Genomic DNA, 17,051 nt, shown 5'->3' with positions numbered 1-17,051 from the left:
TAGCTTTTTGTGTGTATATGATTCAATTACTTTTCAAATTTTGCTGACCATTGTTTTAGAATTGATTCACGCTGTTCAGCTGCCCAATAAAAATCATTCTTCACCAATTGCTGCGCGAGATTTTTTGGGAAGTCTTGGTTTTTGCTATGAACATTTTGATGTGCCACCATTGAAAAGTTTTGTGCATAAGCTTCATTGGCAGCTTGGCTAACACTCCAATCAATAAACTTCTCTGCACTGCTGAGTTTTTTCGTACCTTTGACAATGGCTGAGGCTTCCATTTCCCAACCTAGCCCCTCTTTCGGATAGACAATTTCTAAAGGTGCACCACGTGATTTCAGCTTAAAGCCCGGATAACCAAACGAAATTCCGATGACCGTTTCACCTTGAGCCGCCATCTTGCAAGGCTTCGAGCCTGAATGCACATACTGAGAAATGTTTTTATCGAGTGCCTGCATATATTGCCAAGCTTGTTTTTCACCAAAAATTTGTATCCATGCAGTCACATCCAAATAGCCTGTGCCACTCGATGCCGGATTTGGCATCACGATTAACCCTTTATAAATTGGTTTAGTCAGGTCTTGCCATGTTTGCGGAATCGGAAGTTTTTTCTTTTCCAATTCAACAGTATTGACACAAACAGCTGACTCCCAAGCAGTCATGCCTGTCCATGTTGGAATGTCGTTTTGGCTATAAAAATCAGTTTTAAGTTGTTCAATATGCTTCGGACGATACGGTTGCAATAAGTCTTTTTTTTCCATGACCAATAAACTGGTCAAAGCAAGTCCCATCACTACATCGGCTTGTGGATTCTTTTGTTCTGCTAATAATTTTGCGGTGATCACACCTGTCGAATCACGCACCCATTTTACTTTTAATTCAGGATGTACTTTGCGTAGTTCCCATTGATAACGCTTTAATTGATCCGCTTCAACCGCGGTATAGACTGTGATTTGCTCAACATCATTCGAGGTTGAAGACGTGGTGCATGCTGTGCTGACACAAGCAAAGAGAATACTTGTGCCCATGGCGAGGAGCTTTTTTTGCTGCTGTTTCAGATACGGGCTCATTATGACATTCCTAACGAATGCTGCTTCTTGATAGCCTGTATTTCAACAAAAGTTTATGACAATTTAATTAATCTGGTTTAAACCAGATTAATTATTTTAATTCTATATTATGACGCTTCAAAATGTAAATCGAGTACATCATGTAACCAATATTCTTGGTCAACATCGGTAATCACTCCATTTTGATCGCAGTTGGTACGGCAAATATATAACCCCATACTACCAACATTGACATGCAAAGCTTTGGCTTGTTGTTCTGACAATACCGTTGGATAAAGATTAATATGCGCTCGGGTCAATTGCCGTTGATAATGCTCTGCCATCAGAGTCGTAATAGAACCTTCTAATTGTTGTTCTAAGAATTGAGGAAATAAACTTGCATTAATACGTAAATGTTCAACTACCGCAGGACGACCATTGATACTACGACGTCGCCACATCGAATAAATATCATCACCCACCGAAATTTTTAAATGTGCTGCATCCCAAGAGGTCGCTTGCAGCAATTCCGCAGAAATCAATTCCGTACTTGGTACACCCCCTTGCTCAGTCACATATTGGTTAAAACTTTTAGTCGATTGCGGCCGGTAAATAATTCGTGGCGCACGAACAAACCAACCACGGCGATCTAAACGATAAATCAGACCATCCATTTCCAAAGCCAATAATGCTTCTCGAACTGCGACACGTGTAGTAGCAAATTGTTCCATCAACACACGCTCTGAAGCGAGTTTGGTATTGGCACTCCATTGCCCAGACTCAATCTCATGGGCAATAGCATCTCGAATGGCAATATATTTGGGAATACGTGGAGAAGTCGTTTCTTGAACAGGCATACACATTTATTTTGTGAAAATTTCTTCTAATATACTCAAATATCGTGTCTAAGCGATGACATTTTTAAAATAAGCATAGTTCATACACAAATTTTATGTTTTAAAAAGCTCATCTTTTGATGAGCTTTTGGAGATCACAATGAAATGTGTTGAGTCAAAAAGACTCATGATTTTTCTCAAAGAATTACTTATTTGTTTTGTTTGGCATCTCCATATTTGAATGATTCATATCCCTCATCGAAGAAGGCATATTGGTCATTTTTGAATGATCCATTTGTGACATTTCTGAAGCGTTTCCATGCTGATGTTGCGTTGAGTTATTTGTTTGAGTTTTAGGATCATTGTTTGTTTTACAATTTTTTTCACATTTCTTTTGTTTTTTGTCTATTGGCTGTTCATCGACTGTTCTAGTCAATACTTTGTCTTCATCCTCATGTGCCCATGTTTGAACTGTGGTCATTAAAGCACCCATACAGATTAAAGCTTTTACACTTCGACTAAGTACATTTTTCATGAGTTTCTCTCAGATTAAGTTTGTTCACTTTTACAATAAAATAATTTGCCAAACTTTAAAGTGACATGAAAATGATATTTTAGTCAGCCAAAACTATATGAGCTTTTATAAAACAATCTGCAGCATATGATCACAGTATAAGTACTTTGGTGTTCTACTCATTCAATCAACTCAAAATGGGGGTTTTCCGAACGATTTGTTTTTTCTATAAAAAAGAAAGCCAATGTTCATTTTAATGCCACATCAATTCGCTAAATTATTGCATTAAAAGACGGAACTAAAAATTTTAGGTACTATACTTTCTACCGAGAATACACTGACATTTAAAAACACAAGAGAACCTAGTATTATTTTAAAATATAAAACTCATACAAAAAAATTCATAGTATTTTTATCATTAATTTCTGATTTTAAAAGGGCTTAAAGAATGATATTGACAAATAATCAGTTTTTTTATTTATCCATTTTCTTTATTCTTATCATTTATTTAACTATTGAGAATGCACATGCTGAAGGGAATTGTCCTTCAGGCTATTATCCTATAGGTGGACAAGGTGTTCAAGGTTGCGCACCTATTTCAGGCGGAGGAAGTGGTGGATATACAAATCAAAATCCAACGTTGTATCCTCAGATTGAAACATTATGGGGTGCGATTGCAGAGGATAAAAGTAAAGGCTTAAAAGGGCGTCCAATTGGTTTTACAAGAAATTTTAAATCTAAAGATGAGGCACAAGCAAAAGCATTAAAAGCGTGTCAACAGGATGGCGGACAAAAATGTGAAGTATCTAAAACTTATTCTAATCGCTGTGTTGCTATAGCTGATCCAATTAATGATGGTCAAAAATCAAAAATTTTACTTGATTTTTCAGAGGATGGTGCTAAAAAAGGTGCATTAGTGTTTTGTTTAAGTGAAAATTTACAGCCTTGTCGTATTGTATATTCTGGTTGTAGTATTGGAGATTAGATACTAAAAAATGAACGTATTCAAAATACAAATTATGAAATAGATTTAGAAATCGCCAGATTAAAACGATCTCGATGAATCACACAATTACCTCATCTCTTTTAGACAAATTTCTGAATAAATTAAAATAAGCCCTTGTATCAAAAGGGCTTTTTAAATATTTGGCGGAAGCGCTTCATACTGTCTAACATAAAATTATTTTTTAACAACTTAAAATAAAAACCAATCCAACCGATCAGTTTTAAAACTTAAAAAATTTAAATCTCGCTCATCTTCTTTTTATAAATATTTTAAAAATAAAAAACATTTTCAACTGGGGCTAAAGCATCATGATCTTTTATTAAATTAATATAACTCATCGGAAAGTTATATCCTAAACTACTCTCAACTTCATGTATTATATCTAAGGATACTTGTCCGTTATCATCATAAACTCGCATCTTATTTACCTATCTTAATAATTACCACTTGATAAAGAATTTTGCCCCGAATGAGGAACAGCCTTATTCGAATGAATAGAGTTTGGAACTAATTGCATATTATTCGGCGCTGACTGTCTATTATGATACCAAGTATAATCAGGGATCATCTTTAATTACATTCCACATATCTTTTGATTCTTGAATCATTTGTCCTGTATAACTTTTTATCTAATCTAGCTTAGTTTTAAATATCACAACATCATCAAAAATTGCTAAACCTCGACTATGAAATGGTGCAATTTATAACTCTGGATTTTAATATTTACCAAATTCTAAATCTATCCACTTAATTTCCGAAAATTTACTCTTAAAAAAATACCCTCCAAATTAGAATATAAGTGTCCAACTTTCAGGGTGCAATTAAAATTTTAGAGGTTTTTAACATTAATCATTAAATTCATCCATACATGATTGTATTTCATAAATAAACTGCGTTTTCGCTTTACCTTGCTCATCTATAGTTAATATAAACTTTCTCCAATCACCGCCTGTATGTGATTCCATTTCATCATGAAGTTTTTGACAAAGATTGCTAATGCTATCTTTTATTTCATCTGATAAACCTGAAGAAACTTTTTCCTCATTTAAAAATGTAGTTAGTTGAGTTCCAACCCAATTTTCCTCGGGGTTGAATTTATATATATATAATTTGATCAAATTTGATCAAATTTTCATAAAAAGTCTTACATATCTCATTCAATATTTCAAATTGCATTTGCATTATTTTCCACCACCTGCTCCATTTTAAAGACTTGCTCAAACTCACCCCCATAAACTTTAAATGTTAATCTTAAGCTATTAGGTCTTAATGAGCTAGTATCATTTTGCATAAACATAATTTTTATTATTCATTTTTATTTTTCAAATATATTTATATTAATTTTTATAATTTGATCCCTTTATCTAGCCAAATATGAGGGCTGCTAAAAAATACCAGCCCTTTTTATTAATATCTACTACTCATGTAACAAATTTAAAAAATCATCAAAACTATCTGCTATTTTTATAACACGCATTTTAGCATCGCCTTTTGCATCTTTAATATATTCATCATGATACATGATAACTATTGATGGATTATCAGTGGTTGGATTTTGGCGATAGTCAAAGGCTATATAATCCCCCCCCCCGTTTAGTCCAAAAGTTACAATATTTTCATATCCATAAATATCAAAATCCTGAAAATCCTCTATATTTGTTGAAGAAACATTGCCGAAACAACAAAAACTGACACTGGATTCCTCAAAGTTTCCATCTAGATCCGTATAATTGAAAGAATTATTTAAAAATTTAACACCATTATGTTTGGATAATAACTTCACAAAACTATTAGGTAAACTAATTTTCATCTTAAGTTCAAAGTGATTAATTAGTTTTAAATCAGTATGCCCAAAATCATACTGAATACTCAAGTCATCCATATTATTTTCCACCGCTCAAAGCACCTTCACCGATATGATTAATTGCATTATGAATCTTTTCAGGCAACAACTGGAAGTTATTTGGAGCAGCTTGTGAATTGTGATGCCATGTATAATCATCTATTTTTTCTGAACGCAATTAATACAGTTGAGCAAATCAAAATTTACTCTTAGCTATTGAATCATTTTTAATCATTTCCCACATTCGTGTCTCTCCTACAAATCAGGCAGATATCACTCACATTATCACTTAAAATTAAGAAAGGTTAATCTTACGATCATTGTACAAAAAGCCGTTGTTTTAAAAAAAGAAAAAAACTGCAGTTCTTTTTTCTAATGCAATAGAAATTAATTTCTTAATCTTTCTCCATAATTTTTCATTATCAGAGTATTTTTTTGAAAAATCATTCGTAATATCTAATGCTAAAACTAATGATTCATATATAATTTTTTCATCCTCATAATCATCTATCATGATCCCTAACTGATTATTCAGTTGAGAAAAATAGCCAATTTTTTTTAAATTCTCATACTCTTCTTGACAAAGATTTAATTCAACTAAATCTTCTTTTAAATTTCCATCGAAATCTAATCTTTTTATTGCTTCAATTGAAATTGGAACACATATATTTCTCATAAATAAATACCTGGTTAAGCCCATAAGCATTTGAGGCAGCTTCAAAATGAGGCTGTCTCGTGTCTAGGATACTGGGAACAGCCTCCTTGCGACAGGGCCAATACCAAGACCTGAACTAGTTAGCGCTGAAAATCTTATTGCTACACTATCTAGTTAGAATATATTTTTTGGAATCTATCACTTTGAACGTTTTACTACCAATCGATTATCTATAACTGACTTATTAACTATTTAAATACCTCTTTACTTATCAAATTTTTTTAATTCATCAAGAAAAATTTGCCAAGCCTCTGGAACACCTTCAACTATATCTATATACAAATCCTAATCCTCTTTTAATATATTATACAGAACAGGGTGCATTTGGCGCATATCATTATACAAGGCAGCTTTAAACTCAAATAACTCACATGAATCATTACTAGTTATATCTATTTCATTTTCAAAAAAATCCTCAACCCAATATAATTTTCGATCATTGACAAGTAATGGTATTTTCCATTGACTAAATATATAGAGCCTACCATACCTTTCAATCCAGAGTTTTTCTCAACAAATCTCATTTTATTTACTCCAAGATGGTTTAGGTTTAGGGGTTGTTATCTTCATATCGTACGCTTTATTTGTATGCTGATTATATTGATAATGAATAGTAATACTCTGACCATCTGGTAATTTATGTATTACTTCCATTTTCTGAAAACCGTGACTTGCAGGAAACCTATAATCTGATTTTCCAGTAACTGGGTTAAAATTCATATCTTTAAACATTGTGCCACTCTCTGGATTTTTCAATACTTGATTCCAAACCACTTGTTCTTACCTGTTTAGAAATCACAGGTCCATCAGTGGCATGCTCTTCCACCAATCCCATTGCAACATTTAAAACCTTCTTCAATTCTTGCTATTCCATCATATAATTCAGGATAGTTTAATAAGAAAACCTCCTCTAGTAACACACCAATGGCATCCCAATATGTCGAACTCATTTCACATTCTAGTACATCAAAAAGATGATCTTTACATGTATGTCTTCCAATATAGATTGTACTCATGATTACCTTTAAACATTTTATTTATCCCTACGACTATGTAATGCAACAATCACTCTTATTTTTTCAGAACCGAAATAAGTTTGACATATTTTTCATCATTTCCTTTTAAAATTATTGGTTATTTATTTTTTAATCATACGCCTTTTAAGCTGCTAAACGAGTAAAATGTACATTTATCTGATCATTCTTTATAATTTTATCAATTCTAAAGTCTAAAGAATCAGATACAGCAATAATTTTTTTCAACCTTTCAGGAAAGTCATCTATTTTTCCATAAATAGTAGGAACTAAAAAACTATAATAATCGCCCATTTCTGTTTTTATATTACATCCAACGGGAAAATCTTCATTAGGTTTAGATCCTTCTACAGCATAAAAAACGAATAATCCTTTTATAGCAGGTAAACTATATTCTCTTAACTCCCCATTATAGTTTGAACGATCATCAACCCAATTTTCGACAGCTGTTCTATCCAAAAAATCTGCATACGCTAAATGAGAATACATATCAAGTTTCGTTTTACCCATTTTATTTTTAGGATAATTAAAGAACTCAGATGATTCTTCCCAAATATATTCATTAATCATATCCAATTCATTTTCTGGATTCTCTTTTTGCAAAATGACTTTTGGGATATTCCCCCAATTATTATTTACCATAAAAGCTAAATGCCCAAATTTATCCATTGCAATCCACGTATAAATTTGACCAAAGCTTGGTGTCCAACTCAAATTTAAATCATTCATTATTTTGTTCCTTTTGGCCATGTAACATTACAATTATCACAAGTTTTCACAATAGCTTCAGGTGTAACTACTCTTTCCTGAAAAACAACTTTTGGCCTAACTGCAATTGTAAACTGAATATTCGCTGGATTTACACCTTGTCTTACTAATTTATCTGCTGCTGAGACTTCAGCACATGCACCTGCTACATTTTTACAAAAACTTGTAAACTCTCCAATTTTAACACCTAGTTGTGTTTCAATATGTTTAACTGTTCTTGGATCCAGTACATCAGCTGAAATTTTAGCATTACTACTGCCTATAGCTACTTTTCCAGTTACTGGATCAAACGCACCAATCATAGCAGCACTTTTACCCGCCTGAGTTTTTGAAGGAAAATTATTAATAGTATCCAATAATAATTTAGTAGCTTTTTCTTCACTTAATTTATGATTATAGGTGTTTATACCTTGTTTACTTACAGCAGGAACAATTGTCAATACACCACCTATAACTTGGACTGCACCCTCGCTATACTTACCATTAACAATTTTTTCTGTGCCTTGCCCAACATTATAAGAACCAGCTAAAGCTCCAACATATCGAATAACTGTACCTAATTTACCAGACAATCCAAATAATGCTGGCTCTGCTGCTTCAGCTAATTGCTTATCCGTAGAGTTTGCATAACTTAAAGATTGTTTTGCTTTTGTGATTGCTTTATTCAAGTCATCACCTGTGTACGGATCTATTGTTCCATACCTTCCACTATCGTAGATTTGTTGTGCCTTGACTGGATCTCCATTTGATGCTTGATTAATCAAATATACTAAATCATATTTTTGTTGTGGAGTTAAAGAGTTCGGATCTTTTTGATATTGTTTTAACAACTGATCTGAATATTTATCCATTGCAACTAAAGCCAAGAATTCTCTTGCTTCTTTTTCATTCAGTGAACCATTATTTAAAATTGCGAGCGCTTTAAAATTCAGCCCATTTGCTCCACCTTGTGCTTTATTAATGAGCTCAACTTTACGTTTATATTCTTCAGGAGATAAAAAGTTATTCTCCACCGCATTCTGCCCAACTACGCCAGCAAGCTGTGCATTAAATGCTGAATCTCCAACTGTTCCTCCAACCACTGCTCCTATTGCTGCTGTCAGATCTCGAATTTGAGTCTTCACATCTTCTGATAAAAGATTTGCTTGGAACTCTCCATTGACATCTTGATATTCTTTTTTGTCTTTGTATTGATTAGTGAGATAATCCGCTGCTGCTTCACTTGCAACTGCCGCACTGCCCCCTGCAGCTGGGTTACCGCCATTTACATAGGCAAGTGCTGCTCCCAATATCGCATGGGCAGCCAACTGAGCTGCTTTGTTTTTGTCCTCTCCATGACCTAACTCTTTTCCAATAATATTTGCTGCATAAGGTGCAAGAGCATTGGCTGCAACTTGTAAATCTGTTTGGCCTCCCAATGCACCTGTAACTGCCATAGCTACCGCATTGACTGCTCGACTCTTATCTCCACCCATACCCCAATCTTGGGCTGTTTCTGAAGCTTGTTTATAACTAGGCGAATTATTTTTCAGAAGTTCTTGTTTTTCAGCTTCATTGTTTGAGTTTTGATACTTATTCCAATCTTCTCCACCTTTGGCTTGTAGTTCTGCTATCGCTGTCTGTTCAGTGTTTTTCTTCTCTTGTTCCGCTTGTTTTTGCTGATTTTGACTATAGGTTCTTGTCGCCGCCACAATGGTTGAAGTCACTTATTTACGTCGGACTTATCTTGAAAAATGTAAAGCTCTGATGTCTGACTTGGCTAAGTTTTGTGCTGCATAAAAAATAAATAGCATAAAATTAATGCGCCTACCTTTGAGGCAGAATCATCAATCCATTTATTAATAATCAAAAAAACCTAAAAATTAACTTACACAAAATAATTTAAGAGCTCTACTACATTTAATTTACAGTCCCATTATTACTTATAAATTTTTTAACCAATCAGGCTCTTCTTCTTCAATAAGCTCAGCATATTCTCTATTTTCAATGATATTAATCCATCCTTCTCCTCTTACAAACATTTTAAGAGATTCAATAATATAGATATCACCAATTTGATGACTAATCGTTATTAAACCATGTTTATAATGTATATATTTTCCGCCAACACCTGCTGGAACTCGCTCATCAATATCTTTAATATGCCATTCATTTACTATCCCTGTCATTTCTGGAATAGATTCAAAAAAGATTATTTCAAAATTTTCATAAATTTTGCACAAGCAAGGATTATCTCTAGTTTCCAATAGCATCTTTGTATACAAATTATTTTCGAACTGTACCTTAACACTTAACATTTATTTATAATTCCTTGGAATAACAGTTTCACCTGTGAAATATTTTTTTAAAACTTGCAATGGGGGTATAGTATGAAACATTATGTGGATCTCGAATTACAACTACTTTCTGGCCAGCTTTTTCAGTAATACCATCAACTACCACAAAATGAGAAAATGAGTCTTCACCAATTTTTCCATTAGAAATTCTAACTATAATTGGAGTTCCCTTATTTATTTATCTTTCAATGTCTGAAATTGTCCTACCTGATAATGCTAAATTCTCAACTCCATTACTTGTGAGTAGTCTAAATACATCTTTATAGAAAATTCCACTATCAGATGGAGGTATCTGTTTTATCAATTCATTAACATCCACCTTTTTTTCCTAAAGTATCAAATACCATCACACAAGAGTTATGACCACAAGTTGGTGCATTGCATTCCCTTGGCTTACTAATAATCTTTGTGTTTCCTTCACGATTGCATCCGTTTTTATTAAAATGTGACGGTTTCTTTGCATAAAGGTCTCATAACTATATGATTTTAAAAAATTTGATTAAATTTTAATCCAAATTTAAATTTATTAAAATCAATAGCTTACGTACCTATACAACAAAGCCGTTGACCCCTTTGCAATAGGACTATTTAGTAAATTTTATAATTTCATCAGGAAGATATATTCCTTTATTAGCTACTAAAATTCCATTATCATCAAATATGAAACTATTTTCACTTTTAGATAATACATAAGCTAATTTATTCATAATTTTTATTGTTTCGGGATCTCTACTTTTTGAACTAACATCATACATATAACAATATAGTACATCATCTTCATTTTTATCAGGAAAGCAACTTAAAATTATTGACTCACCTAATACTGTATCCTTTAAGTCACTTAAAGTTGTTTCAATATTATAAATATCAACCCAAACTCTCGCCTTTAAAGTATCTATATATATTTTTTTCTGATCTTCATCAAAAATTAACTTAACATCTGAAATATTGTTTTGTTCCAATTCATTTTTAATAAAATTAAACAAAAAATTAGATGAAAGATTATTTTTACATGGAATCGAGTACGAAATCATAAAACACCCTTTTTTACTTATTAAAAGTAGATCTATTAATAATTAACCAACCATCTTTTGTGTTAATTGAAACTGATTTTACAGCACCTTCATTTAAGATATTACTGATAGGTGTTCCTGGTTTTATAAAATCATTTAACTGTTTTCGGGTAATCCCTGTTTGGACAGCATCAATATACATTTCTGCTTGATGATATCCTTCTTTTTTCAAAGCAGTATCTGCTTTTAATATATTTCGCTGTATAGCAGTTAAACCATTTCCAGTAACTGTTTTAAGTTGAACAGGTATACCATCGAGCCAACCATCAATGGCAGGATATCTAGCTGTAGGAGTACCTTCAAAAACACCACCTTTCAAATCAATAATACTCTGAGCCTGTTGAATTTCATGTGAATCCATGTGTTGCTTATTCACTAATTTACTAGATTTAGGAGCTGGTAATGCTAGAAGTTTCTGCGTTGCAACTTTACCTATTTTTGATTCTAAAGCAATAATGACTTCTTCAGTCAATTTTATTGGGCCTGATAATGTTCTAGAGAAACCTAAACCTAACATTGCTGCTTTAGATTCTTTTATTTCTCTAGGTGAAAAATATTCCTTTGTAAGTGGATCATATTCAGCACCTAAAGCTGCTGCTAATTGACGAACTGTCAAATCGTTTATAATTCCAATCGCCTTCTCACCCATAGTTTTTTCAGGTATTGGAATAATGCAACTCTGACCTTTTGGACAGCTAAATTTAGGCTGAGCTTCATCTTTCTTTTTATTTTCAGCTAATTTCTTTTCAATACCCTGACTAATTATTGAAAACTCATTATTTTCAACAGCATTTTGCCCAACCACACCTGCTATCTGCGCATTAAATGCTGAATCTCCTACAGTTCCGCCAACAGCGACTCCGATTGCAGCTGTCAAATCGCGGATGCTAGTTTTAACACCTTCTGGTAATAAGTTTGGATCAAACTTACCTGTGTTCGGGTTAATTGCTGTTTTACCATCATTATATTTATTCGCAAAATACGTTGCTGCTGCTTCACTCGCGACTGCCGCACTGCCTCCTGCCGTTGGATTACCACCATTCACATAGGCAAGTGTTGCACCCAAAATCGCATGGCTGACCATTTGCGCTGTGGTATTCTTGTCTTCACCATGACCAAAGGTTTGACCAATTAACTGTGATGCATATGGTGCCAAAGCATTGCTTGCAACTTGAACATCCGTTTGTCCACCTAATGCTCCTACAATCGCCAACGTAACTGCATTTAATACACGACTATTATCTCCTCCCATACCCCATTTTGCAGTTACATCTTTCTCATTAGATGATGCAACCAAATAACTTGAATATTGAGAAAAATATCTATCCTGCTCAACTGGGCTCATTTTTTCTACAATCGCTAAATCCTCAGCGCTTAAATCCCCTTTGATTGAATTTTCAATCGTTTCTTTATCTGCCGTTGCATTTTTAATCTGATCTTGCGCATAAGTCCGTGCTGCTGCCACAATGGTTGAAGTCGCATCTGCTACAGTTTTTTTGCTTGTCGATAATCTCTTGTAGATTTGGTAATGTGTCTACACTTCGATGTGCTGTATTGGCATCACTATGGATCCCTAACGCTGTAGTCGTTGTTGCTTGACCTCCAATCGTGATATTACCTTCGCTTAAGGTTGCACGAGTGACACTACTGTCTTTGTCAGATTCATGCTGTGGTAAGCTTGGGCTAAAGGTCGTGCTATCTCGCCAATTGACGTTATTGGTATATTTATTTCCCTGATTATCTGTTTTGGTTTCTTCTCCAAAGCGTGTTCCACCAGATAAACTCACCGAAGTCGCATCATAACTACTGTTATTTTTGATATCGCTAAACGTCAAACGATTTGCAGTCAAATCATTATTTTCTTTCTTCGCGGTAGAAACAATTGCACCACCTTTGAGATCAACTTGATCTGCTTTGACATGGTAACCACCATCACCCGCGAATAGGCCTGCTTGCTGATTCACGCTATTGGATGAACCGTTTGCGCTACTGTTGGATAGATTTCCAGACGCTTGCCATGCTGTACCCAATGAAGCTTGGAGACGTGCTCCTGCACCACTTTGTTCTATCTTTTGTTCAACTTGGTCTTGTTGACTGATGATACTGAGCTTGCCACCGACATCCGCATCAATACGATTTGCTGTGGCTTTAGCGCCAGCCAAAGTTGTATCACCCTTACTCGTCAAACTCACTTTATTGGCTTCTAATGTTGTTTGACTATGCGTATTACGATCAAGCTGATTACTGCCTTTACCATAGCCTGCCTCAGCATAGATATACGCACCTGTTTGTGCCCCTACCGATGCACCGACACCGACACTTAAGCCAGCATTACTATTTTTCCCCTGCGCCTTTTCTTTGCTTTGTCCTGATTCTAAAAGAATATTTTGAGCCGAATCTAAGCTTATTGTTTCTTTCGCTTTGACTTGAGTATTCTGTAAATGAATATCACCTGCTGTACTGGTGAGATTGACATTACCACCCGCGCTGATCTGGTTCTGTTGTGAATAAGTTGATTGATTATCCTGCTGAGCTTTTACATTTGATTTACCATAACCAATACTCCCTTACAATCCCTAATATTTTATCTTTTTTACTTAACTAACCCTCTTTACTCTTTGTAAATAGCCTTTCCCCATAGTTCCGGCATATGAGGAAATTCAATAAATTTTCTATCAACTCTTTCTCTATATATCTGAAGTTCAGCAGGCATAAATGAATCATTAAACCATTCACTCCATAACATTAATAAAAAATTAAAATAATTTTTTTCTTCATTATCCCAACTATCCCAACTAGCCCAATATGTACTTTTTATATTAGGATTCTCTAAAAAGCTTGTATTGCCTTCAATATTATTTAGAAAAGCATTTCCAGTTACCCATTTTTTTAAAGTAATGCAATATCTTAAATCTTCTTTATACTGAAGCATAGCCTGAGTAGAAGGCCACTTTACAGATAACCATTTTTTTATAGCGTAAAATACATCATTTTCATTTGAAAAATCTAAACTATAAAATTCATCTTCTTGCTGATAATACTCCAAAGTATCTGGATTCCAACTACCATCTATTAATCTTTCTATATGTTTTGGGCTTACATCAATCATTCTAATATCACTTTTAACGAAGTTTTAAAGGATCAGGTTTTGTAACTCCCAATTTTACATTTGGGAATGCAGTAAAAGCTTTTCCTGTATTTTTATCAATATTTACTGTTGCGGTATTACTCCATCGATATTCACCAATAGGCTGATTTGACCTAATATTTGCTCTAGTATTACCTATATATCCCTCTCCTATTGGGCGTTTAAATGTAATATTTACACTAATTGAACCATTAGGTTGAGTATATTTTGCAGGGTTCTGCATATACAATGCTTCAGCTTGATCAATTGCTGTTTTCATGTCTGTAGAATTAAAAAACTTCGAAGCATCAGCTGGTGCTCCTCTAGTTCCAGTTTGAGGATTAGTACCATTCATTGCCCTTTCGTATTGTTTCTCTAGTGAGGTATAAGCACCGTGTTTACTATCATAATGTGGATTATTTACCCCACTACTACTATCAATACTCTTCTTCTGACTTATGGCTATGTCGGCTGCTGCATTAGGATTTCCATTTAAAACATTATTTAAATCTCCATCACGATAGATATTATTTTCCTGAATTGTTTTTGAGCTACCTGTAGTTTTCACTCCTTTAGGTAAAAATGCCCCTGTAATCATACCAAAGCTTCCTGCCGCATCCATTGCTGCAAAAGCCCTATCGACCATACTTAGCTGTTCATTTGTCAGTATTGATTGACCTGTAGTTGAATCATGAAGTCCTTTTACTAAATTTGCCAATGGGGCTGTTAATGCTCCTCCTTGCGCTAAGGCCCGTGAGGAGTCAAGGTCTTTAATTGAATTAATCACTTGGTAATTGAGTGGTAATAATTTTGCCTTTAAAACTCCATTTTCTTTCACAACGAGGTATTGTAACCCAGCACCAATGATTTCTCCCTCTTTGTAATTTGACCCATTGAGTATTAATATTTCAGGTGCAGTTTTCATTGCATCTTTTGCATTATTGGTTAAAACCATATTTACACATTGCGCATGACTACAACTTCTTAAAGCCTCTAAATATTCAGTGTTTTTCTTACCATCATATTTTTTACCATCAGGAGTCAAAATTGCATATAAATTATTCTCCACAGCATTCTGCCCGACCACACCCGCTATCTGTGCATTAAACGCTGAATCTCCAACTGTGCCTCCAACCACTGCACCTATCGCTGCCGTCAAATCTCGAATTTGAGTCTTCACATCTTCTGGTAAAAGGTTCGGTTGGAACACTCCATTGACATCTTGATATTCTTTTTTGTCTTTGTATTGATTGGTGAGATAATCTGCTGCTGCTTCACTTGCAACTGCCGCACTGCCTCCTGCTGCTGGGTTACCTCCATTTACATAGGCAAGTGCTGCTCCCAATATCGCATGGGCAGCCAACTGAGCTGCTTTGTTTTTGTCCTCTCCATGACCTAACTCTTTTCCAATAATATTTGCTGCATAAGGTGCAAGAGCATTGGCTGCAACTTGTAAATCTGTTTGGCCTCCCAATGCACCTGTAACTGCCATAGCTACCGCATTGACTGCTCGACTCTTATCTCCACCCATACCCCAATCTTGGGCTGTTTCTGAAACTTGTTTATAACTAGGCGAATTATTTTTCAGAAGTTCTTGTTTTTCAGCTTCATTGTTTGAGTTTTGATACTTATTCCAATCTTCTCCACCTTTGGCTTGTAGTTCTGCTATCGCTGTCTGTTCAGTGTTTTTCTTCTCTTGTTCCGCTTGTTTTTGCTGATTTTGACTATAGGTTCTTGTTGCTGCCACAATAGTTGAAGTCGCATCTGCTACGGTTTTTTGCTTGTCGATAATCTCTTGTAGATTTGGTAATGTGTCTACACTTCGATGTGCTGTACTGGCATCACTATGGATCCCTAACGCTGTAGTCGTTGTTGCTTGACCACCAATCGTGATATTACCTTCGCTTAAGGTTGAACGAGTGACACTACTGTCTTTGTCAGATTCATGCTGTGGTAAGCTTGGGCTAAAAGTCGTGCTATCTCGCCAATTGACGTTATTGGTATATTTATTTCCCTGATTATCTGTTTTGGTTTCTTCTCCAAAGCGTGTTCCACCAGATAAACTCACCGAAGTCGCATCATAACTACTGTTATTGTTGATATCGCTAAATGTCAAACGATTTGCAGTCAAATCATTATTTTCTTTCTTCGCGGTAGAAACAATTGCACCACCCTCCAGCCCTATCACTAACCACGATATTTAGGCCAGGCTTATCGGAATCAAAGTCTGCTTTGAACTCTACTTTTTTAAAAGAAGGATGTGGGTCTATTTTCCTATAAATAGAATTAATAAGATCTTCATAAAAAAAGTTATTAATAATCATTTTTAGGTCATCTACAATTTTATCCCTTTCCGCTTTCAGAGCCACATCAACACGATTGCGCTGATCTAGCTGCTGCTCTACGTTGGTAAACTCCTCCTCAAGAGAAATACGTTTAATATAGGGCCTAAACGAAACCATAAGCTCTAGGAGCAACTTAATGCTATTTAACAGCTTATCAATCTCTTGAGCCCGAAGCCTACAATCTTCAACTGTTGCTGTAATGAGAGCTTTAACTGTCTCCAGAGTATCTTCAGGGTGAACGATAATAATATTGGATAAGCTCTCATAAAAAGCGTTAACTGCCGCTTGGGAAGGATGCTTACGAACTGTTGAGATAGGGCAACGTCTATGCTACAGTTTTTGCTTGTCGATAATCTCTCATTTAAAAGGGAACTACACAAAATAAATTATAGGCGCTGATTTCAG

General features: G+C 34.7%; 17 protein-coding genes and 2 pseudogenes. 1 reads left to right on the top strand and 18 read right to left on the bottom strand.

The window, feature by feature from the left end; all coding sequences use genetic code 11:
• Nucleotides 1-26: 26 nt before the first annotated feature.
• The 3 genes from AC4CVF_RS03535 to AC4CVF_RS03525 all read right to left on the bottom strand — a co-directional run bounded on the left by AC4CVF_RS03535 (nucleotide 27) and on the right by AC4CVF_RS03525 (nucleotide 2,420).
• The gene (locus tag AC4CVF_RS03535) at nucleotides 27-1,028 is read right to left on the bottom strand and encodes a putative 2-aminoethylphosphonate ABC transporter substrate-binding protein (RefSeq protein WP_419328621.1); all 1,002 of its coding nucleotides are present in this window, start codon (nucleotides 1,026-1,028) and stop codon (nucleotides 27-29) included.
• Nucleotides 1,029-1,177: 149 nt separating this feature from the next.
• The gene (locus tag AC4CVF_RS03530; protein WP_410549091.1) at nucleotides 1,178-1,912 is read right to left on the bottom strand and encodes a UTRA domain-containing protein; all 735 of its coding nucleotides are present in this window, start codon (nucleotides 1,910-1,912) and stop codon (nucleotides 1,178-1,180) included.
• Between the two features lie 178 nt (nucleotides 1,913-2,090).
• Complete coding sequence (locus AC4CVF_RS03525) at nucleotides 2,091-2,420, bottom strand: hypothetical protein (protein ID WP_419820201.1); 330 nt, start codon at nucleotides 2,418-2,420, stop codon at nucleotides 2,091-2,093.
• Between the two features lie 427 nt (nucleotides 2,421-2,847).
• On the opposite strand from AC4CVF_RS03525, the gene AC4CVF_RS03520 reads away from it, so the two are divergent.
• Nucleotides 2,848-3,384, top strand: a complete 537-nt coding sequence (locus tag AC4CVF_RS03520; protein ID WP_336951620.1) for a DUF4189 domain-containing protein — start codon at nucleotides 2,848-2,850, stop codon at nucleotides 3,382-3,384.
• A gap of 454 nt (nucleotides 3,385-3,838) precedes the next feature.
• Here the strand turns inward: AC4CVF_RS03520 and AC4CVF_RS03515 are convergent, their stop codons facing one another.
• The 15 genes and pseudogenes from AC4CVF_RS03515 to AC4CVF_RS03445 form a co-directional block, all read right to left on the bottom strand.
• Complete coding sequence (locus AC4CVF_RS03515; protein WP_419820200.1) at nucleotides 3,839-3,973, bottom strand: HNH endonuclease; 135 nt, start codon at nucleotides 3,971-3,973, stop codon at nucleotides 3,839-3,841.
• A 277-nt stretch (nucleotides 3,974-4,250) separates the two neighbouring features.
• Entirely contained in the window at nucleotides 4,251-4,523 is a 273-nt protein-coding gene (locus AC4CVF_RS03510) for a hypothetical protein (protein WP_419820199.1), read from the bottom strand.
• Between the two features lie 299 nt (nucleotides 4,524-4,822).
• Complete coding sequence (locus AC4CVF_RS03505; protein WP_490788892.1) at nucleotides 4,823-5,287, bottom strand: SMI1/KNR4 family protein; 465 nt, start codon at nucleotides 5,285-5,287, stop codon at nucleotides 4,823-4,825.
• A 1-nt stretch (nucleotide 5,288) separates the two neighbouring features.
• Nucleotides 5,289-5,426 (bottom strand): HNH endonuclease, encoded by a 138-nt coding sequence (locus AC4CVF_RS03500; protein ID WP_490788891.1) that lies wholly within the window; start codon nucleotides 5,424-5,426, stop codon nucleotides 5,289-5,291.
• 162 nt (nucleotides 5,427-5,588) lie between these two features.
• Complete coding sequence (locus AC4CVF_RS03495; protein ID WP_490788890.1) at nucleotides 5,589-5,924, bottom strand: hypothetical protein; 336 nt, start codon at nucleotides 5,922-5,924, stop codon at nucleotides 5,589-5,591.
• A gap of 564 nt (nucleotides 5,925-6,488) precedes the next feature.
• Nucleotides 6,489-6,719 carry a hypothetical protein gene (locus AC4CVF_RS03490; protein WP_490788889.1) on the bottom strand — a complete coding sequence of 77 codons (231 nt, stop codon included), beginning with the start codon at nucleotides 6,717-6,719 and terminating at the stop codon, nucleotides 6,489-6,491.
• Entirely contained in the window at nucleotides 6,688-6,822 is a 135-nt protein-coding gene (locus tag AC4CVF_RS03485; protein ID WP_490788888.1) for a hypothetical protein, read from the bottom strand. The genes AC4CVF_RS03490 and AC4CVF_RS03485 overlap by 32 nt, the downstream gene beginning before the upstream one ends.
• A 301-nt stretch (nucleotides 6,823-7,123) precedes the next feature.
• Nucleotides 7,124-7,726 (bottom strand): hypothetical protein, encoded by a 603-nt coding sequence (locus AC4CVF_RS03480; protein WP_419261685.1) that lies wholly within the window; start codon nucleotides 7,724-7,726, stop codon nucleotides 7,124-7,126.
• The gene (locus AC4CVF_RS03475; RefSeq protein ID WP_490788887.1) at nucleotides 7,726-9,471 is read right to left on the bottom strand and encodes a VENN motif pre-toxin domain-containing protein; all 1,746 of its coding nucleotides are present in this window, start codon (nucleotides 9,469-9,471) and stop codon (nucleotides 7,726-7,728) included. The genes AC4CVF_RS03480 and AC4CVF_RS03475 overlap by 1 nt, the downstream gene beginning before the upstream one ends.
• Before the next feature lie 216 nt (nucleotides 9,472-9,687).
• The gene (locus AC4CVF_RS03470) at nucleotides 9,688-10,062 is read right to left on the bottom strand and encodes a hypothetical protein (protein WP_490788886.1); all 375 of its coding nucleotides are present in this window, start codon (nucleotides 10,060-10,062) and stop codon (nucleotides 9,688-9,690) included.
• 28 nt (nucleotides 10,063-10,090) lie between these two features.
• On the bottom strand, nucleotides 10,091-10,279 hold the full coding sequence (locus tag AC4CVF_RS03465) for a C39 family peptidase (RefSeq protein WP_490789908.1): 189 nt from the start codon (nucleotides 10,277-10,279) through the stop codon (nucleotides 10,091-10,093).
• Between the two features lie 406 nt (nucleotides 10,280-10,685).
• Complete coding sequence (locus tag AC4CVF_RS03460; RefSeq protein ID WP_490774310.1) at nucleotides 10,686-11,135, bottom strand: hypothetical protein; 450 nt, start codon at nucleotides 11,133-11,135, stop codon at nucleotides 10,686-10,688.
• A gap of 805 nt (nucleotides 11,136-11,940) precedes the next feature.
• A pseudogene (locus AC4CVF_RS03455) lies at nucleotides 11,941-13,732 on the bottom strand (hemagglutinin repeat-containing protein); the annotation flags it as partial.
• 53 nt (nucleotides 13,733-13,785) lie between these two features.
• Nucleotides 13,786-14,283: a hypothetical protein gene (locus tag AC4CVF_RS03450; RefSeq protein ID WP_490788885.1), complete on the bottom strand. Its 498-nt coding sequence runs from the start codon at nucleotides 14,281-14,283 to the stop codon at nucleotides 13,786-13,788.
• Between the two features lie 13 nt (nucleotides 14,284-14,296).
• A pseudogene (locus AC4CVF_RS03445) lies at nucleotides 14,297-16,486 on the bottom strand (VENN motif pre-toxin domain-containing protein); the annotation flags it as partial.
• Nucleotides 16,487-17,051: the final 565 nt, after the last annotated feature.

This window comes from Acinetobacter sp. LipI_19 (genome assembly GCF_058242925.1).
The sequence above is the reverse complement of the archived record's forward strand: the minus strand, read 5'-3'. Positions and strand labels throughout refer to the sequence as shown.